This window comes from Luteolibacter ambystomatis (genome assembly GCF_018137965.1).
Classification (GTDB): domain Bacteria; phylum Verrucomicrobiota; class Verrucomicrobiia; order Verrucomicrobiales; family Akkermansiaceae; genus Luteolibacter; species Luteolibacter ambystomatis.
Genome location: NZ_CP073100.1, coordinates 2,045,627 through 2,062,097 on the forward strand (window position 1 = coordinate 2,045,627; position 16,471 = coordinate 2,062,097).

16 protein-coding genes are annotated in these 16,471 nt (G+C 59.2%); 6 read left to right on the forward strand and 10 right to left on the reverse strand.

What is annotated here, in order from left to right:
• Nucleotides 1-122: 122 nt before the first annotated feature.
• Together KBB96_RS07805 and KBB96_RS07810 are read right to left on the reverse strand one after the other, a co-directional pair.
• A complete protein-coding gene (locus KBB96_RS07805) occupies nucleotides 123-2,591 on the reverse strand; it encodes a DNA translocase FtsK (protein ID WP_211634083.1) in 2,469 nt (822 codons plus the stop codon).
• 108 nt (nucleotides 2,592-2,699) lie between these two features.
• Nucleotides 2,700-3,077, reverse strand: a complete 378-nt coding sequence (locus KBB96_RS07810; protein WP_211634085.1) for a hypothetical protein — start codon at nucleotides 3,075-3,077, stop codon at nucleotides 2,700-2,702.
• A gap of 96 nt (nucleotides 3,078-3,173) precedes the next feature.
• Between KBB96_RS07810 and KBB96_RS07815 the strand changes: the two genes are divergently transcribed.
• On the forward strand, nucleotides 3,174-4,112 hold the full coding sequence (locus tag KBB96_RS07815; RefSeq protein WP_211634087.1) for a type I phosphomannose isomerase catalytic subunit: 939 nt from the start codon (nucleotides 3,174-3,176) through the stop codon (nucleotides 4,110-4,112).
• A gap of 95 nt (nucleotides 4,113-4,207) precedes the next feature.
• Here the strand turns inward: KBB96_RS07815 and KBB96_RS07820 are convergent, their stop codons facing one another.
• The 3 genes from KBB96_RS07820 to KBB96_RS07830 all read right to left on the reverse strand — a co-directional run bounded on the left by KBB96_RS07820 (nucleotide 4,208) and on the right by KBB96_RS07830 (nucleotide 7,515).
• On the reverse strand, nucleotides 4,208-5,668 hold the full coding sequence (locus tag KBB96_RS07820; RefSeq protein WP_211634089.1) for a M81 family metallopeptidase: 1,461 nt from the start codon (nucleotides 5,666-5,668) through the stop codon (nucleotides 4,208-4,210).
• 18 nt (nucleotides 5,669-5,686) lie between these two features.
• Entirely contained in the window at nucleotides 5,687-6,421 is a 735-nt protein-coding gene (locus KBB96_RS07825) for a copper homeostasis protein CutC (RefSeq protein WP_211634091.1), read from the reverse strand.
• Between the two features lie 284 nt (nucleotides 6,422-6,705).
• Entirely contained in the window at nucleotides 6,706-7,515 is an 810-nt protein-coding gene (locus tag KBB96_RS07830; protein ID WP_211634093.1) for an MBL fold metallo-hydrolase, read from the reverse strand.
• Nucleotides 7,516-7,615: 100 nt separating this feature from the next.
• Between KBB96_RS07830 and KBB96_RS07835 the strand changes: the two genes are divergently transcribed.
• A complete protein-coding gene (locus KBB96_RS07835; protein WP_211634095.1) occupies nucleotides 7,616-10,102 on the forward strand; it encodes an AsmA-like C-terminal region-containing protein in 2,487 nt (828 codons plus the stop codon).
• 128 nt (nucleotides 10,103-10,230) lie between these two features.
• Here the strand turns inward: KBB96_RS07835 and KBB96_RS07840 are convergent, their stop codons facing one another.
• From KBB96_RS07840 to KBB96_RS07860, 5 genes are all read right to left on the reverse strand, one after another.
• The gene (locus tag KBB96_RS07840; RefSeq protein ID WP_211634098.1) at nucleotides 10,231-10,941 is read right to left on the reverse strand and encodes a hypothetical protein; all 711 of its coding nucleotides are present in this window, start codon (nucleotides 10,939-10,941) and stop codon (nucleotides 10,231-10,233) included.
• 183 nt (nucleotides 10,942-11,124) lie between these two features.
• Nucleotides 11,125-11,682 carry a HEAT repeat domain-containing protein gene (locus KBB96_RS07845; RefSeq protein ID WP_211634100.1) on the reverse strand — a complete coding sequence of 186 codons (558 nt, stop codon included), beginning with the start codon at nucleotides 11,680-11,682 and terminating at the stop codon, nucleotides 11,125-11,127.
• 3 nt (nucleotides 11,683-11,685) lie between these two features.
• Complete coding sequence (locus KBB96_RS07850; RefSeq protein WP_211634102.1) at nucleotides 11,686-12,768, reverse strand: hypothetical protein; 1,083 nt, start codon at nucleotides 12,766-12,768, stop codon at nucleotides 11,686-11,688.
• On the reverse strand, nucleotides 12,758-13,819 hold the full coding sequence (locus KBB96_RS07855) for a thrombospondin type 3 repeat-containing protein (protein WP_211634104.1): 1,062 nt from the start codon (nucleotides 13,817-13,819) through the stop codon (nucleotides 12,758-12,760). The genes KBB96_RS07850 and KBB96_RS07855 overlap by 11 nt, the downstream gene beginning before the upstream one ends.
• The gene (locus tag KBB96_RS07860; RefSeq protein WP_211634106.1) at nucleotides 13,816-14,607 is read right to left on the reverse strand and encodes a hypothetical protein; all 792 of its coding nucleotides are present in this window, start codon (nucleotides 14,605-14,607) and stop codon (nucleotides 13,816-13,818) included. The genes KBB96_RS07855 and KBB96_RS07860 overlap by 4 nt, the downstream gene beginning before the upstream one ends.
• A gap of 65 nt (nucleotides 14,608-14,672) precedes the next feature.
• Between KBB96_RS07860 and KBB96_RS07865 the strand changes: the two genes are divergently transcribed.
• From KBB96_RS07865 to KBB96_RS07880, 4 genes are all read left to right on the forward strand, one after another.
• On the forward strand, nucleotides 14,673-15,017 hold the full coding sequence (locus KBB96_RS07865) for a helix-turn-helix domain-containing protein (RefSeq protein ID WP_211634107.1): 345 nt from the start codon (nucleotides 14,673-14,675) through the stop codon (nucleotides 15,015-15,017).
• 221 nt (nucleotides 15,018-15,238) lie between these two features.
• Nucleotides 15,239-15,679 (forward strand): ElaB/YgaM/YqjD family protein, encoded by a 441-nt coding sequence (locus KBB96_RS07870; RefSeq protein ID WP_211634109.1) that lies wholly within the window; start codon nucleotides 15,239-15,241, stop codon nucleotides 15,677-15,679.
• On the forward strand, nucleotides 15,676-16,068 hold the full coding sequence (locus KBB96_RS07875) for a phage holin family protein (RefSeq protein ID WP_211634111.1): 393 nt from the start codon (nucleotides 15,676-15,678) through the stop codon (nucleotides 16,066-16,068). The genes KBB96_RS07870 and KBB96_RS07875 overlap by 4 nt, the downstream gene beginning before the upstream one ends.
• Nucleotides 16,050-16,427 (forward strand): hypothetical protein, encoded by a 378-nt coding sequence (locus KBB96_RS07880; protein ID WP_211634113.1) that lies wholly within the window; start codon nucleotides 16,050-16,052, stop codon nucleotides 16,425-16,427. Before KBB96_RS07875 ends, KBB96_RS07880 begins: the two co-directional genes overlap by 19 nt.
• Nucleotides 16,428-16,471: the final 44 nt, after the last annotated feature.

Below are 16,471 nucleotides of genomic sequence, written 5' to 3' on the forward strand. Positions count from 1 at the left end.
CGGACCGCTCGCCATGAACATCGGATGACCGGAGGATTTCTTGGCGATTTCCGAAAAAATCACGTGTGACGGTTCTGTGACCGACCTAACCATGGCGGCGGTTTCCAACCACCGCCAACACCTCACTTCAAATACACCTCGCGCGGTTTCGCGCCGTCTCCAGGGCCTACGACCCCGCGTGCTTCAAGGATGTCCACCATGCGCGCGGCCCGGGTGTAGCCGAGACGCAGGCGGCGCTGGAGCAAAGACGTGCTGCACTTCTGCTCCTGGCGTGCAACTTCGATGCACTTGATGATGAGTTCCTCATCGGCATCGGAGATCTCCTCCTCATCCGAATCCCCGCCGCTGTCGATGGAGGCCTGAATGTCGGTCGCGAAATTCGGCGAAGCCTGGGCGGCGCAGTGATCCACCAGACGCTCGACTTCCTGATCGGAAACGAAGGCACCTTGCGCGCGCTCCAGTTTCGCGGAACCCGGCGGCAGATAGAGCATGTCGCCCTTGCCCACCAGTTTGTCCGCGCCCTTGGTATCGAGGATGACGCGCGAATCGAGCGCGGAGGACACCTGGAAGGCGATGCGCGAGGGAATGTTCGCCTTGATGATACCGGTGACCACGTCCGCGCGCGGCGTCTGTGTGGCGATGATGAGATGGATGCCGGCCGCACGAGCTTTTTGCGCGATGCGGGCGATGCACATCTCGACATCCGCCGGAGCGGTCTGCATCAGGTCCGCAAGCTCGTCGATGAGCACGACGATGTACGGATAGCGGTCCGGCATCTCGTCCTCTTCCGGAATCAATTCGTCCTCGTCCGCTTCCGGGCCGAGTTCACCGGACTCCAGCGCGGATGCGATGGATTCGATGGCGTCCATATCCACCTCTTCCTCCTCCTCGGACTCCGGCTCCGGTTCGGGTGCGGCGGTCTTTTCCGGACGCACACGTTGGTTGTAGGCATCAAAATTGCGCACGCCTACCTTGGCAAAGACGCGATAACGCTTCTCCATCTCATTGACCACCCACTTGAGCGCGGCCACGACCTTCTTCGGATCGGTGACCACCGGCACGACGAGGTGCGGCAGCTTGTTGTACATCTGCATCTCGACCACCTTCGGGTCCACCATGATGAACCGCAGCTCATCCGGGCCGAACTTGAAGAGCATCGAGGCGATGATGGAATTGATGCACACCGACTTGCCGGAACCGGTGGCACCGGCGACGAGCAAATGCGGCATCGCGGCGAGGTCGGCGATGACCGTCTTGCCGTAGACATCCTTGCCAAGCGCGAGCGGGATCTTCTTCTTCGCGGACTTGAACTCCGGATCGTCGATCAACTCACGCAGCGGCACGGCGACCTTCTTGGAATTCGCGATCTCGATACCGACGGTGTCCTTGCCGGGAATGGGAGCGAGGATGTTGATGCGCTCCGCCTTGGTCGCGCGGGCGATGTCCGCCTCAAGCTGCGAGATACGGGACACGCGCAGACCGGTGCTCGGATAGATCTCGTAGCGGGTGATCGTCGGGCCGCGGGTGATGTCGCCCGGAGTCACATCGATGCCGAAGGCTTTGAGCGTCTCGATGATGATCTGCTGGTTCGAAAAAAGCTCGTCTCGGTTCGCGGCTTCCGGAGCATCGTCCACCTCGATCTTGTCAAGCAGGTCGAAGCCCGGCGTTTCGTAGTCCTCGTAGCCGGTGGGCGTGAGCGACTGGTGGCCCGCTTTCTTCCGCTCGAAGGGTTTCGCCCCCGCCGGGACATCCACCAGACGGCGCTGCGAGGCATCAATGATCTTCGGCACCGGCGTTTCGCGCAGGCCGAGTTCCGCCTGACCGTCGTCATCCGCAGCGGCTGCGGCCTGAGCCGAGGATGAGGCGGCTTTCGCGGCCTCGCGTTCGCGGCGGCGCTGCTCGCGCTGGCGTTCGCGCTCCGCGTCCAGTTCCGATTGGCGGGCCGAGGCTAGGCCTTCGGCTTCGCGGCGCTCCAGGAACGCGTGATAACGGAGACGACCCAGGCGATAGCAGGCCCGCACGAACTGGATCGGCGGCTGGCCGGTGAAAAGGATCAGCGCCACCAGATAACCGGTTCCGAACAGCAGCAGCGTGCCGATCCGACCGATCAGCCGCTCGAACACATAGCCGCCCACGCCATAGCCAACCACGCCACCCGGGCTGATGATCCGGCAGCGCGCGGCCCAATCCTTGAAAAAGAAATCCGCGGCGTGCAGCCAGACCGCTCCAGCCACCAGCAGGATCAGGAAACCCAGCACCTTGCGCGGCCACAGGCGGCCGTCGCGCAGCAGCTTCACCACGCCGAACCACACCAACGTCACCGGGATCAGCCATGCGGTGGCTCCGAACAAAAGGATCTGCACGAAGGCGAGGATCGCCCCCACCGGCCCGATCAGGTTGCCCTCGCGGGGTCCGGTCTTGTTGGAAAACGGTTCCAGAAACCCGAACTGCGGCAGTCCGGACGGCGAATAGGAAACCAGTGCCAAAGTCAGCAATACGCCCACCGCGAGCAGGATGATGCCCGTGATCTCGTTCGACCACTTGGACGGTTCCGGCTCCTCACCGCGCTTTTTGTTCTCGTTCCGGGCCATTTTCGGACACGGCAGCATCCCCCGCCCGACCTCAACCGGCAAGATTGTTTTCGCAACCGGAATATTTGGGAATCCGTAGCAATGCCCGGTCGGATGGCTACAGGGGGCTTATTCCCACGCGCGGGCTCCCACTCCGGAGTCCCCCGGCATGTAGCCGACGTATCCTCCTGTGGCACCGGTTTTCATGACCTTGGCGTCCACCGCCTTGCCGCTGGCGATGAGGAAATCCACCTCTTTCTCATCGCCACGGTAGTGCCAGATCTCGCCGCCATCGTGGGAAGGACGCTTGGAATCCGGCTGGCCCCAACGGGCGAGGATTTCCCCGGCGGATGGGTTCCGGCCCGAGGCGTCTTCCGCGATCTGCCCCTTCCTCCCGATCCGGAAGGAGGAGTATTGGTCATCCTTGAAGCGGACGATGCCGCCTCCCACACAACCGGAGAGGGCGACGGCGAACAGAGCGGACAGCAGGAATGAAAGCGGTTTCATGAAACAAGTGGAGCGCTTCGGCTCCCTATCGCTCTCACAGCTCCGGCGAAGATCAATGATCTTTTCAATCGCGCCTGCGGTCTGGCAGCTTCGGGCGTGGCTCCCATTACCTTCACCCCTCTCTACATGGACCGCGTCTGGGGCGGCCGTGAATTGGAACGCGTCTATGGCCGTGCGCTGCCGGATACCACGACGCCGTTTGGTGAGGCCTGGGAAATCGTGGACCGCGATCCGGAGCAATCGGTGGTGAACTTCGGAGCCTACGCTGGCAAGTCCCTGCACGAACTGTGGACGCAACATCGTGAGAAAATCTTTGGCGCGGGACTGCCGGGCTCGGAGCGTTTCCCGATCCTGATCAAGATCCTCGATTCCCGGGATGACCTCTCCATCCAGGTGCATCCGCCGGTTCATCTGGCGGCGGAGCTCGGCGGTGAACCGAAGACGGAGATGTGGGTGATCGCCGCCGCCGATGCAGGTGCGAAGCTGTATGTGGGACTGAGGAATGGAGTCACACGCGGGCATTTCGAAACCGCCATCGCCCATGGCACCGTCGCGGAGGTCGTACATGCCATCGCGCCACAGGTTGGCGAATCGATCTTCATCCCCTCCGGCCGCCTGCATGCGATCGGCGCGGGCCTGCTGATCCATGAGATCCAACAGAACTCGGACACCACCTACCGCGTGTTCGACTGGAACCGCATGGGTCTCGATGGCAAGCCGCGCGCGCTGCACGTGGAGCAATCGCTGGCGAGCATCGACTTCGAGGACTTCGAGCCGGGCATGGATGTGCCGCAGGGTGAGGTGCTGGCGGAGTGTGAATATTTCCGCACTTCGCGCCGCGCGCTGGTGGATGGCGATCTGATCGCAAATCCCGATCCTGAGCGTTTCAGCATCGTCGGCGTGGTGGAAGGTGCGTTGGTCAGCACGGATAACCGGCGCTTCGTGAAGGGGGACTACATTCTCCAACCGAAAGGCGCGCCGCCGCTGGTGGCGGAGGGTGATGCGGTGGTGTTACAGGTGGAGATGCCGAAGTAGCACAAGCATTCCTGCTGTGGGTGTTCGCGGCGGACTGTGGGGACAATCCGCGAGTCTCCCCACGAATCCGCTCCACCCACGCGCAAGTTGAAAACTTACGCTACTACTTGAACCTCGAAATCCCCCGGATCGAATCCATCGTCCAGCGGATAGAACGGCCTGCGCACACGTTTGAAAGGCAGTTTCGGAATGTCCTGATTTACGGCACCCGTCGTAAGTGCGAGGAACGCATGGCTGGCCGCATCGCGGAGTTCCGGCTCCAGATAGCCGATCTTCACCACCGTCAGCTCATGTTCCTTCGGATCAAGACCGAGGCGCGTGAACTCATGGATGACATGGAACGGCTTGCGGCGGCTGGTGAGAATGACATTCACGCCACCGGCACGCAGCACGGCGAGATCGCCACCCACGACATCGTCCGGAGAAAGAAGCACGACTTCACCCTCCACCTCCAGCGGGCGGGCATGCACGGGATCGAGCTTTCCACCGAGCGAAACCTTCACGTATGCACCCACGCCCGCATCGTAGCAAACGCGGACCGCAGCCGGATCCGGCATGCTCGCATAGATCGCCGTAGCCGCACCGGATGCGAAGTCCGGATGCGCGAGCAAGCGCCCGATGAACGTCGGGATGTCCCCCGCCCCGCCTGCGGTCGGGTTGTCACCGGAGTCGCTGATGAAAACGGCCTTCTGTTTGAGCGCGGCGGCCTTCGCGATGCAGGTGTCCGCATCGTGGGCCTCCACGCAGAAATCGAAATCATAACGCGCATCCCAATACACACGCGCGATCCGCACCGTTTCCTCACGACACGCGGTTTCATCGGTGCCGGTCACCACCACCGTCGCCGAGGTGCGCGGTTCATCCGCCCATACGTATCCCACCCACAGCGAGGCATCGAGGATGCCGGGTCGTATGTCGGAGAGCTTGAGCGTCTGATAAACACTACGGCCCGGTTCCACAAAGGTGCTGGTGCGTTCACCCGGCAGGCCCACGGGGATCCGCGCCCACGCGCGCACCGGCCGAGTGCCATCGTCCAGGCATTGCAATAGCAGACGGCACGCTTTCTCCCGAGTATCGAGGTAATCGATGTGCGGAGCCTCGCGATACGCGGTGAAAAGATCCACCTCCTTCACCAGCTCCGGCGTGACATTGCCATGCAGGTCCATGCCGGTGGTGATGAGACATTCCGGCCCCACCACCTCGCGGATCGCTCGGGCGAGATCGGCCTCGGCATCGTCCGTGCCCACCACGTTCATCGCGCCATGGATGTCGAAGTAAAACCCATCCAGCGGCAGCACCGCGCGGATGCCGTCGAGCAGTTCGTTCTTCATCGCCGCGTAATCCGCCGCGCGCACCGAGCCTCCGGGAATCGCCTTCGCCTGGAGAATCGGAAACCACGTGATGTCTTCACGACCGTGGAAATTCCACTCTGGCATGAAGGGATAGCGGACCTGCATTTCCTGCCCGCGGAGAATCAGGAAGTCCTCCACCCCGCTGGTCAGCGGTGAGAACGTACAACTTTCAATGGCGATGCCGCCGATGGCGATGCGATACATGACGATGACAAAAGGAAATCAGGAGTCCTTGGAGAGGATGCCACGGATGGCGGCTTCATCGGCGATCTTGCGGGAGAACTCCGGCGGATAAAGCGCGGCTCCCATCGCCGGGCGGTGATTGCGCCAGTTCATGCCGCTGTCCACGGTCTTGCGGCAGCTCAGGTGGAACTCGGACGCTTCTGTCAGGGCGGCGATCTTCGCGATATTCCGCGGGGTGATGCCGCCACCTGGCAGGATGATGAGGCGTTCACCGGCTTTCTTCACCAGTTCCCGGATCACCTCCGCGCCTTCCAAGACGCTGGCTTCCTGGCCGGACGTGAGGATGCGATGCACACCCATAGATGCGAGGGTTTCCATCGATTCGAACGGATCGCGCGAGACATCGAAGGCGCGATGGAAGGTCACTTGCAATGGTCCCGCCGCCTCGATCAAGGCGCGCGTCTTGTCTTCATCCACGCGGCCATCCGCAAGCAAGGCTCCGATCACAATGCCATCCGCACCGAACTTCCGCGCCACGGCCACATCCTCCAGCATCGTCTCCATCTCCGCATCATCGTAAAGGAAATCCCCGCCGCGCGGACGGATGATCACCATCAGGCCGAGCGACACGCGCTGGCGAACCGCCCGAATCATCCCCGCACTGGGCGTAATGCCACCCTCCATCAATCCGGCGCAAAGTTCCACTCTCACCGCTCCCGCGCGCTCCGCGGCCACGGCGCTTTCCACCGAATCAATGCAGATTTCCAACTTCACGCCGCCGAGTGAACCTCATTGGCCCCGGGATGCCAGCGGGAATCTCACAGACCTGTTCGTGGCATTTTTTTGACCACAGATTTCGCAGATTACACAGATTTGAAGAGGGGGAAAAGGTGCTACTACAAGAATGAAGGGCTGACCGCCGCTCTCTTCAATCAGCGAAATCCGTGTAATCTGTGGTTTCCTTTCCCGGGAGGCCATGGAGGCACCGACGGGTATGTGGAGCCGACGACACTCTTTCCCCAATCCGTTCAATCCGTGGTCAAAACGCCCCGGTGAGCTCAATCGCAGAACTCCAACGAGAATCGCGGCTCCTCCACCAGCGACCACCACGGTGAAACCTCGCCGCACGCGCAATGCAGGCTCACGTGCCTGTGTCCCGCCCGCTCCAGCGAACAGCGAATCGCGGAAATCGCCGTGTCCGGATGATTGCAGTCCTGGCTGAGATGGCCGAGCACCACCCGGCGCAAGCCCGGATGCGCCAGCTCCGCCACCAGTTCAGCGGCCTGTGCATTGGAAAGATGCCCGTGACGCGAGCTGATGCGCTGCTTCGTGGACCACGGACGTTTCGTGTCCGCTTCCAGCAATGCATCATCGTAGTTCGCCTCGACGAAAAGACCATGCACGCCGCGCAACCGGTCCACCATGCTCCGCGTGACAAAGCCCGCATCGCTGAGCAGGCCGAAACGCGATTCCTGATGATGGAACACGAAGCCCACCGGATCGACCGCATCGTGCTGGATCGCGAAGGCCTCGATTTCAAAAGCACCAATGCGAAATCCCTGCCCGGCGGTGAAGACTCGCCACGTCGCTCCCTCAATACCCGTGTCCTTCACCACCCGTGCGGTCGCCGCAGTGGCATAGATCGGCACCGGCATTTGCTTGAGCAGCACCCGCAGCCCGCGGATGTGGTCGCCGTGTTCGTGGGTGAGCAGGATGCCATCGAACGAGCCCGGATCAGCCCCGATCGACTGGAGGCGCGTCACCAACTGCTTCGCGCTCAATCCCGCATCCACCAGCAGGCGCGTGCCTCCCGCTTCGACCACCGTCGAATTCCCCGAACTCCCGCTGCCCAGCACCGCAAACCGCATGGCGGTGGATGCTACGGGACCCGCCCGGCGGCGGCAATCCCGGACGCGGGATGATTGCAATCGCGCTACACCGGCCTAGGATGCGTCATCCCTTCACGGCATGACCCGGCTCCACTTTTTCCGCAACCTCCGCACGGCGATCCTGCTGCTGATGGTCTGCACGGTGGTGGTGGCGGTCGGCGGCCTGTGGTGGGCGAATGCCACCGGCCTGCCGGAGACGTGGCGGCAGATGATGGAGCACGAGTTGGAAAAGCAGGGCCTCCACGTCAGCGTGGCCAGCCTCAGCTACCAGCCCTTCCACGGCGGCCTCGTCGCCACGGAGATCCGCGTGTTTTCGGACGAATCCCGCACCCGCCAGATCTCGCGGATGGAACGCGTGGCGATCGATTTCGACAAGAGCCTGCTGGCCCGCGGCCAGATGAAGCTCACCAAGCTCGCACTCAAGGATGGCCGTCTCGATCTGCCCGTCGACCCCGCCAACCCGCAGGGCGAGATGCTGGAGGCCAGCCATGTGAATGCCACCATCGCCATGCCCGGTGGCCGCGTGCTGGAGATCCGTGATGCCAGCGGCGAGATCGAGGGCATCGAGGTCACTCTCGCCGCCCGCATCCTGGGCTACCGCCCCGCGCTCACCGCCCAAGCCGCGGATGATCCTAACCGCAAGGCCCGGCTGGAGTTGCTCAAACGCTGCCTTGATGAAGCCCGCAACTGGCGGTTCGATGAAAAAGAGCGCCCGAAGCTCAACATCGCCATCGACGGCGATTTCGCGGACCGTTCCACGCTCCATGGCCGCGTGAAATTCAGCGCGAAGGACGTGGAACGCGGCGGCCACCCCCTCCAGCGTGTGGCCGCGGAGGCGGAGTGGACCGGCACCCTGCTCACCGTCACCTCGCTCAAGGCCTCCGACCGCCGCGGCGATCTGGAAGGACGGCTCGACTACGATCTCGCAGGCCGCGAGGGCCGCTTCGGTTTCAGCTCCGGCCTCGATCTGCCTCGCCTGCTGCGTTCGTGGTTCGGCGTGGATTCCATCCACGATGTCACCTTGGCCGGTGAGCAACGGATCGAGAGTTCCGGCGAATTCCGTCTCGTAGATGGCGGGCCGCCGGAGGTGAAGCTGACCGGCTCCGCCAGCCTCAAGGCGCTGATGATCCGCGGCACCGCCTTCGATTCGTTCGAAACCGCATTCTCCTGGAGCAAGGGCAACCTGTTCCTGCGCGACATCAAGGTGCTGCGCCGCGATGGCCAGCTCACCGGCAAGCTGCTGCTCCAGGACGACTACATCCGTGTCGCACTGCGCTCGAATTTTCCGCTCGCGGTCGCCCGCCCGTTCTTCGCCGGCCAACCGTTCGGCCGCGTGCTCAATGACTTCACCGAGAACGAGCACACCAAGGTGGATGCGAATCTCGAATGCGGCTGGGACCTCCATGACGTCCACTCGTGGGTCGTCAGCGGCCATGGCCGGGTGGACAACTGCACCTATCGCGGCACGCCCTTCCTCGTCGCGGAAACCGATCTCGATCTCAGCCACAGCGCCCTCGATTTCCGGAATGGAGCCGTCACCTTCGATTACCGGAACTACGGCCTGCAGCGCGCCTTCGATGGACCGCGGACCGGCTCGCTGAAAGTGAAGCAGGTCCGCTACGACAGCGAGGCGGACACCGTGGCCATCTCCAATGTGGAGGGCACCTTCTGGCCCGCGCCGCTGGTGCGGATGTTCGCCCGCGGCATCGCGGAGGATCTGGAGCAATACCGCTTCCACCAGCCCCCCGTGCTGCAATGCTCCGGCCTGGTCGATACCATCGGCAAGGGTCGCACCGATCTGAAGATCTCCTTCAAAACCAACGCCCCGGCCACCTACGAGTTCATCGACAAGGACCTGCTGCTGGAATCGCCTTCCGCCAATGTCCGCATCCAGAATGAAAAGGTCGTGGTGGACAATCTCGCCTTCCGCGCCTTCGGCGGTCCGGTCAATGGCACCGTCACCCGCAATCCCGGACGGGATGCCGGCTTGAGCGGCGAGTTCAGTTGGACCCGGCTCTCGTTCAATGATGTTGGCGAGCTTTACGGATTCGATCCCAAGGGCGGCGGCCAGCTCACCGGCCGCATCGAGTTCACCTGCGGCACCCACGGTGTGGACAAGCTGAACGGCCGCGGCCTGATGGCTCTGGAAAAAGGCGAGCTCTTCTCCGTACCCATCTTCGGCCCGCTCTCACCGCTCATCGCCGGCATCCTCGCCAACCGCAAGGCGGGCTTCCAGCATGCCAAGGACGCCTTCTGCACCTTCGTCATCCAGGACGGCGTCCTGAAAACCAATGATTTCCGCACCGCCACTTCCTCACTCGCCTTCACCGGAGATGCCCGCGTGGATCTCACCAAGGTCACGCTGGACATGACCATGCGCATGAACACCCGCGGTCTGCTCGGCGTGCTCACCCTGCCACTGCGTCCGTTCTCCGGTCTCTTCCAATTCCACGGCAGCGGCCCGCTCCGCGATCCCGAGTGGCGGAATGTCATGTTCACCTCGCCGCCGAAGGACCAGGAAGACGCCCTGATGAACCCGCCCAAGGCAATCATCGCGGAGCCTTGATATGGTCTAGCGGAATCCGCAATTTGCTGACATTCAGATGACAGACCGTGTTTAAAGCAAAGGGGGGACTCCGTCAATGTCACTCAAACGAGGCCAAATGCTAGTTAGGACCCGCTATTGGGCTCTAGTTAACGCCGTTCTTCGCTTATACGAACATAGCAAAAAGTCAGCAATGCAATAGCCCCAATCGCTAATGATCCGAAAATGAACATTTTCTCCGAGGACGATCGCTCTTCAGAGTTTCGGCTAATTTCGACAAGCCTTTTCGCTTCAGATCTTTTGTTGATTGAACCATCATCTCCGATCGAATCAAGATTCAACGAATGAAATTCGAATTTTATCAGATAGGGCTTGAGGCGCGAAGCTAATTGAGTTCGCGATTTTGGTGTTTCAAAATCTGAAGGATTCACTTCAAAATCCGGCACAAATTTCTTAATCGCCTGGGTACAGCTAGCTATCGTCCTCATTCGTAGCACTGGAATCGCGGAATCACTAGATGGGACGATAGACCCTTTGTCGGCCCATGCGCTCGCGGGCGAGTTCAGCATCATTATCGCGATCTCAAATTTATATCGGGAATATTCCCTTTCGATGAAAAAGGATTTCGCAAAAGTATTTTTCCAAAGCTCGGGAGCCTCAAACCACTCCATAAAAGATTTTGAATCCTTCTGATCCCAGTAATCCTGCAAAATTTTGTGAGATTTTTCCGCAGCTTGCACGTACGCCTCTGGAGGATAAATGCCATTATTTTCACGTCCTCTTGATGCAAGGGGATGAGCTAATATCGTGACCAACAATATCAAGAAAAACAAGCGACTAGTTGCAGCGGGAAACTTCATCTTTTTTCAGCCTGAAAATCAGAGATCCCGCACCAAAACCGTCCACTATCTCGTTTCCCATCCCAAATATCCAAACGGGGGAATTCCTTTATCCACATCTTCCCACAACTATCCATTCAACATCAAAAATCAACCCTGGAAAGATTCCAAATCCAATGATACATTAAAAACAACCAATACATTCTACTTCTGTTTTTCCATCTCTTCTTTTACTCTATCCAAATACGTTGTAATCGCAGTGGAAGAATACTCCACAGGCCCATCATAGGTTACTCCCGATATTTTCTGGATGGTAGCAAGCAGAGCCCATTGGAATTTCCGACTGGTGATTTCGATCTCCGCATTCGAGATCGTACGGCGCAGCCACTTATTCTCATAGTCAAGAGCCTCGCAAATTTTCGCAAGCGATTTCTTGCCAGCAATTTCTTGCAAAGCCTCCGCAGCTTCCTTCTTAATTACCCGATTTGGATATTTCAAGGCCACCAGAAGCATCTCCTCATCTTTCAACTCTTTAAGTTTTTTAATAGCGGAGGATGCCTTTTCCGAATCATCCGAAATCAGCCCGTCGAACGCATTTGAAGCATCCGCATGCTCCAACACAGTCGAATGACGGGCTAAAAAGGCCAGCTTCTCTGCCTGCGCAGCATCTCGAACTCCATCAATGGAATTCGCCGCAACTGGCAGTATTGCCATAGCCCCCATCAACACAATAAAGTATGCACATTCTCTAAATGATTTCATATGTCAGAATCCGTCATTATTTAACGCCTTGTCGGAAGCATTGTTTTTCCAAGATTCCGTGTCACCATTTTTTTCTTTTTTCATTTTAAAATGGACGCGCCATTCCAGCGGGTCTGAAACCCTATACCATTTCTTGGCAATTTCAAGCCTCACAAACTCCTTGAAATGATCGCGCATTTCAAAGACATCCCCAACCGCCCCAGTAGTATTCATCATTAAATGGGTGGGATTATCGCTACTAGCCAGTCTCCCGACGCCATTCTCGTCGTATGGATTATTAAATTCATCATCTGGATTCGAATCATCATTGCCCTCGATGCTAGAACTGTCAGGGAATTGTTCCGGCGTATCTTCTGCTTTCGGCTGATCATCGAATAGAGCTCCATCCACTTCTGGAAGTTGCGCTTTAGAATAACCATTCGGATTTAACACCTTAATGCGGATTTGCCGGGACGCATCCCATTTCTTATTAACCCCACCCGACAAAGGCTGATTGGAAACAATATGCTTTTTAGAATAACCGGGAGGTAATGTGATATTAACTCCAGTCAAATCCGGAATATCCTGATCCGTGATAATGTTTTCAGGATAAACTTTCCAAGTCGTCACCGCGCTCACAGACATCGAAGTAACATCGGCATCTTCGACAGGAATCACATTACCCAACACACAAGCACCGGTCACCCAAACAGTCCAAACGTTTATCTTTACAACTGAGGAGCCGTCATTTTTGATTCTAATCTCACCTATTTGCCTTGAAATCGCGTCTCTTTTGAACTTACGTTTCAATGGTTCCCCGGCGACCTCTTCACCACCATCCCATTCCACAATTTGGCGGGGATCGTTTGCCGTAATTTCATCCGCATTCAGTCCCACGGCTTTTAGAATCACATAGTCATCTGGGATCTCAATCGTTTTTTTCGGAGTCACGAAATGTAGCTCCGGATTCTCCGTCTTCTTACTAAGAATCATGTCACCCACGACGCCACTCATTCCGGTGTCCGGGACGATGGAAACTTGGGACGCAACTGCATAGGTCCACTTCTCTAATCCATCCGTTTGCGCCCCTTCAGGCTCAAGGCTCAAGGGTCAAGGGAGTAGAAATACTCGCGTAAGCTGGAATGGAAAGCGTCACGATGGTAGTCGCTCCCGGAATTTGAGTAGGCGTACCCGTTGTCCCCAATTGCTGGGTAGCGGCAACCGAGGTGGAGCGCTCCCTTTTCAGAAATTTAAATGTCCGATTAGTGGGCATCATGGGAGCGCTAACCCAAAAGCGAGTTTGCAGGAGAGACGCCGCCTTAACTGAATTCGAACCGCTCGTCCATACATTGAATCCCGCATGTGCACCGGCCCTATAATCTCCAGATAGTGGGATATGTGTGGCAGTAGCGATATTTTCGGGGATAGCATCGAAATTGAACTTCGATAATAGCCGAACGGCAACGCTTAGTGGTGTCAACGGTGTATTGTCGTTCGCGGTAAAGGTCTGAAAAGGGTGCCAATAGCGGTAGGCGCTGAATTCCCCCGAAGGGGTCCCTCCACCAAGAACTTCAACATGCGCCATTCCCGACCGGATCTCCGTAACTATGTTAGGCGGAAAATCGGCCGCGGATTGAGGATTGGTGCCTGCCCGTTGTTCCTCCAGATTGGAGATACCGTCCCCATCCGGATCGCCAAAGAGGCCGTTGTTGAATGCGACGGAGCCGTCGTCCTTTGGATCGAGGTCGTTTTGAACCTCATAGCCATCGCTCAATCCATCGTCATCCGTATCCGCTGCAAAGGGTTTGGTGTGGTAGATGGAGATCTCTTCCAGATTGGTCAGTCCATCGCCGTCGAAGTCGGCATTCTCCGGGTCGTCGGTCGGCTCGTCGGTGTATTGGAGTCGGACGAAAAACTTGTCCGCCGTGGAAGAGAAGCCGTAGCTGATGGTTTCATCCGCCCCCAACTCCACCGCCGGAAAGTAGTTCCACGTTCGAAGATCCTCCGAGTATTGGAGGAAGTAGGATCGGGCCGCGAGTCCCTGCCAATCGAGATTTACGGTGTCTCCCGCACCATGGGTCAGGATGGCTTGCGGTTGGCTCGTCATCTGGCCGAAGACGGGCATAGCCGCCGCCAGCAGTAAAAGAAGGGATTTCATGGTGCTCCCTCCTCACTGTTGGTTTGAGTCGCCGGAGCCTGGCGTTTCCAGAATTGAACCGTGGTGTCCTTCGGCTGCTTCGGGTGAGCCTCGTCATAGGCCTTCTGTGCCGCTGCATCCGCCGTGCGCTGGGCGTAGGCGGCCTTCAAAACGGCTTCGTTGTCCCGATAGTGCTGGAGCAGTGCCTGAACCGGGGCGAGCGCGGCGGCATTGGAGGCGTCACCTCGCGTAACAATCAAAGAAGGAAGAGTGGAAGGGAAGGCCGGAACTTGTGGAGCCTGATAGGTCTGCCCACGTGTCTGGTATAGGCTGGCCAGTTTGGCGGTGTCCACATTCGCGGGAACCATGAGAAAGCTGTAGAGTTCCTCACCCACCGGAATATGGGCTACGTTGGCCAAAAGGCTGAAATCCACATTGCTCCATGCGGCGAAACGTTGCTCTCCAACCGCCCATTCCAGGTAAGTCTTCTGGTGGTCGTAGATGATGGCGGTAAGACCGAGGGCCTTGTAAACGCGTTGCTCTCCGCCCGTCTGTTGGAATGATTGCACGGCACCCCGGAGAAGAGCGGGCTGTTCCTCTGGAAGAGCGGGCGGCGCGATCTTCTGCATGATGACCGTGTGGTCGCCTTGATCGTGAACGGCAGTGCGTTTCACCACGACTCCTTCCAACGGCTGCTTTTCAACCAGGATGACGACATGGCCCTCGATGGGGACTGATTCCTGGGCAAAAAGCGGGGCCGCCAGACCGAGCGACCCGGAAAACACGACAGGGAGAATCTTGGGATTCATGGGGAGAGATTGCGAGTGAGACGTGACGGCGTGTTGCTTAACACTCAAGAGGATTCGCGGACTTCATGGCCTTTTCACACAACCAGAATAGAAACATCGTAAATTCAGATTTTATACCAGCTTTTTCGATATTTGGCCGGATTTGTCAGAATTTCATCGTGGCAAAATCCATCTACTCCGCGAACTACGAGCGATTCGTGCAAGTCCTTGGACGCGTGCGGAGCGACGCCGGACTGTCCCAGGAGGCTCTCGCTAAAAAAATGAAAATGAGCCAATCAACCGTCAGCGATCTCTTGCGAGGACAGCGGCGGCTGGATGTGATCGAATGGATCTCGTATTGCAAAGCCTGCGGGATCACACCGGAGAGATTCCTGGAAGAGCTGGCATTTGTGACCCGAAGCAAGGACTGACTCCCAAATCACTCCTGGCACATCTCCAGCTCTCCCTTTGAGTAGACGTCTCCTTGTTCTGTCTTGTCGGACGCTGCGACGGAACCACCGCGTGGAAAAAGACCGCGTTTCCGTAACGCCGATCGCGAAACGGTACCTTGCGCCGCCGCCATCGCGGTGCCACCCTAACGCCAACGCGGTCGCGTCTGGCGGCCGCACTTGAAATTCAACCCCGTCCAATCATGTCAGACGCATTTTCCGCCACCAACGCCCTGGACCCCGAAGCTGGCTTCACCCGTGGACCGTCGGTTGGCCAGGCCGCCAACGACCTGCGCGCCGCCGCAGGCGAAAAGGCCCGCGAACTCGCCAACACCGCCTCCACCCAGGCCCAGGCACTGAAGGACAAAGCCGTGGAAACCGCCCAGCACCTCAAGGAAGTGGCCGCCGACAAGGCCGTCCAGTTCAAGCAGGTCGCCACCGAGAAGGCCGAGGCCTTCAAGTCCGCCGCCACCGAAAAAGCCCAGCAGTTCCGCTCCGCCGCCAGCGACCAGTGGCACGACACCCGTGACAAGGCGAAAGAGATCCACGTCACCGCGGAGGACTACATCCGCCAGCACCCGACCAAGGCCGTGCTCGGTGCCTTGGGCGTTGGCTTCCTGGTTGGCCTCATCGTCCGCCGATGAACGAATCTCCGGAACCGACCACCGGTGACGATCGCGAAGCACCTCCTGCCAACTGGCGGGAGGCGGCCGCGGATCTTGTGTCCGCACGCCTCGCCCTCATCGAATTGGAGGCCCGTGACGCGGCGAAGAACGCCGGTCGCAAGGGCGCACTCGGCGGCATCCTCGCCGGAGCGGCGTTTTTCACCTGGGCGCTGATCCTCGCCGGGGTGATTCCACTGTTGGCCGCGGCCTTCGAAGTTTCCTGGGGCTGGATCGCGCTGGGCCTCGCCCTGCTGCACGCGATCGTGGCGGGCATCTGCTTCGCGCTGATCCGGAAGCCGGTCCCGCCCGCCTTCTCGCTCACCCGTTCCGAATTCCAACGCGACCGCGAATGGTTCAAAAACCTGTGATCAGTCCCGAGATCGAGGCGCTGCTGAAGCGCAGCGAAACCGCCCGCCGCCGCCTGGCGTACGACCTCGCGGTGCTCAAGCACCGGGTGGATGTCCCCGCCCGGGTGAAGGAATCCCTGCAAACCCACCCCACGGGCTGGCTCGGTGGCTCGCTCGTCACCGGCCTCATCGCCAGCCTCGCGCTGCGCCGCCGAAAGCCGAAGAAGACCACCGAGGAAAAAGTCCGCAAGGCCGGGCTTGCCGGTCTGCTGCTGACCGCCGGAGGCGCGCTGGCGCGCCCGGTGGTGAAATCCCTCGTCACCGGCTACCTCCAGCGGACCCTTGCGGGCCGTCTCGGACAGGGCCGCGATCCCCACTGACTGTTGCATTGTGCCATTTCGCGATCCGCTTTGGAAAAAGAGAT

Coding starts and splice junctions, on each gene's coding strand:
- KBB96_RS07840 (WP_211634098.1), bottom strand. CDS start 10,941: ATGAAGTTTCCCGCTGCAACTAGTCGCTTGTTTTTCTTGATATTGTTG.
- KBB96_RS07830 (WP_211634093.1), bottom strand. CDS start 7,515: ATGCGGTTTGCGGTGCTGGGCAGCGGGAGTTCGGGGAATTCGACGGTG.
- KBB96_RS07865 (WP_211634107.1), top strand. CDS start 14,673: ATGGCCTTTTCACACAACCAGAATAGAAACATCGTAAATTCAGATTTT.
- KBB96_RS07870 (WP_211634109.1), top strand. CDS start 15,239: ATGTCAGACGCATTTTCCGCCACCAACGCCCTGGACCCCGAAGCTGGC.
- KBB96_RS07820 (WP_211634089.1), bottom strand. CDS start 5,668: ATGTATCGCATCGCCATCGGCGGCATCGCCATTGAAAGTTGTACGTTC.
- KBB96_RS07845 (WP_211634100.1), bottom strand. CDS start 11,682: ATGAAATCATTTAGAGAATGTGCATACTTTATTGTGTTGATGGGGGCT.
- KBB96_RS07860 (WP_211634106.1), bottom strand. CDS start 14,607: ATGAATCCCAAGATTCTCCCTGTCGTGTTTTCCGGGTCGCTCGGTCTG.
- KBB96_RS07880 (WP_211634113.1), top strand. CDS start 16,050: ATGGTTCAAAAACCTGTGATCAGTCCCGAGATCGAGGCGCTGCTGAAG.
- KBB96_RS07810 (WP_211634085.1), bottom strand. CDS start 3,077: ATGAAACCGCTTTCATTCCTGCTGTCCGCTCTGTTCGCCGTCGCCCTC.
- KBB96_RS07835 (WP_211634095.1), top strand. CDS start 7,616: ATGACCCGGCTCCACTTTTTCCGCAACCTCCGCACGGCGATCCTGCTG.
- KBB96_RS07875 (WP_211634111.1), top strand. CDS start 15,676: ATGAACGAATCTCCGGAACCGACCACCGGTGACGATCGCGAAGCACCT.
- KBB96_RS07805 (WP_211634083.1), bottom strand. CDS start 2,591: ATGGCCCGGAACGAGAACAAAAAGCGCGGTGAGGAGCCGGAACCGTCC.
- KBB96_RS07855 (WP_211634104.1), bottom strand. CDS start 13,819: ATGAAATCCCTTCTTTTACTGCTGGCGGCGGCTATGCCCGTCTTCGGC.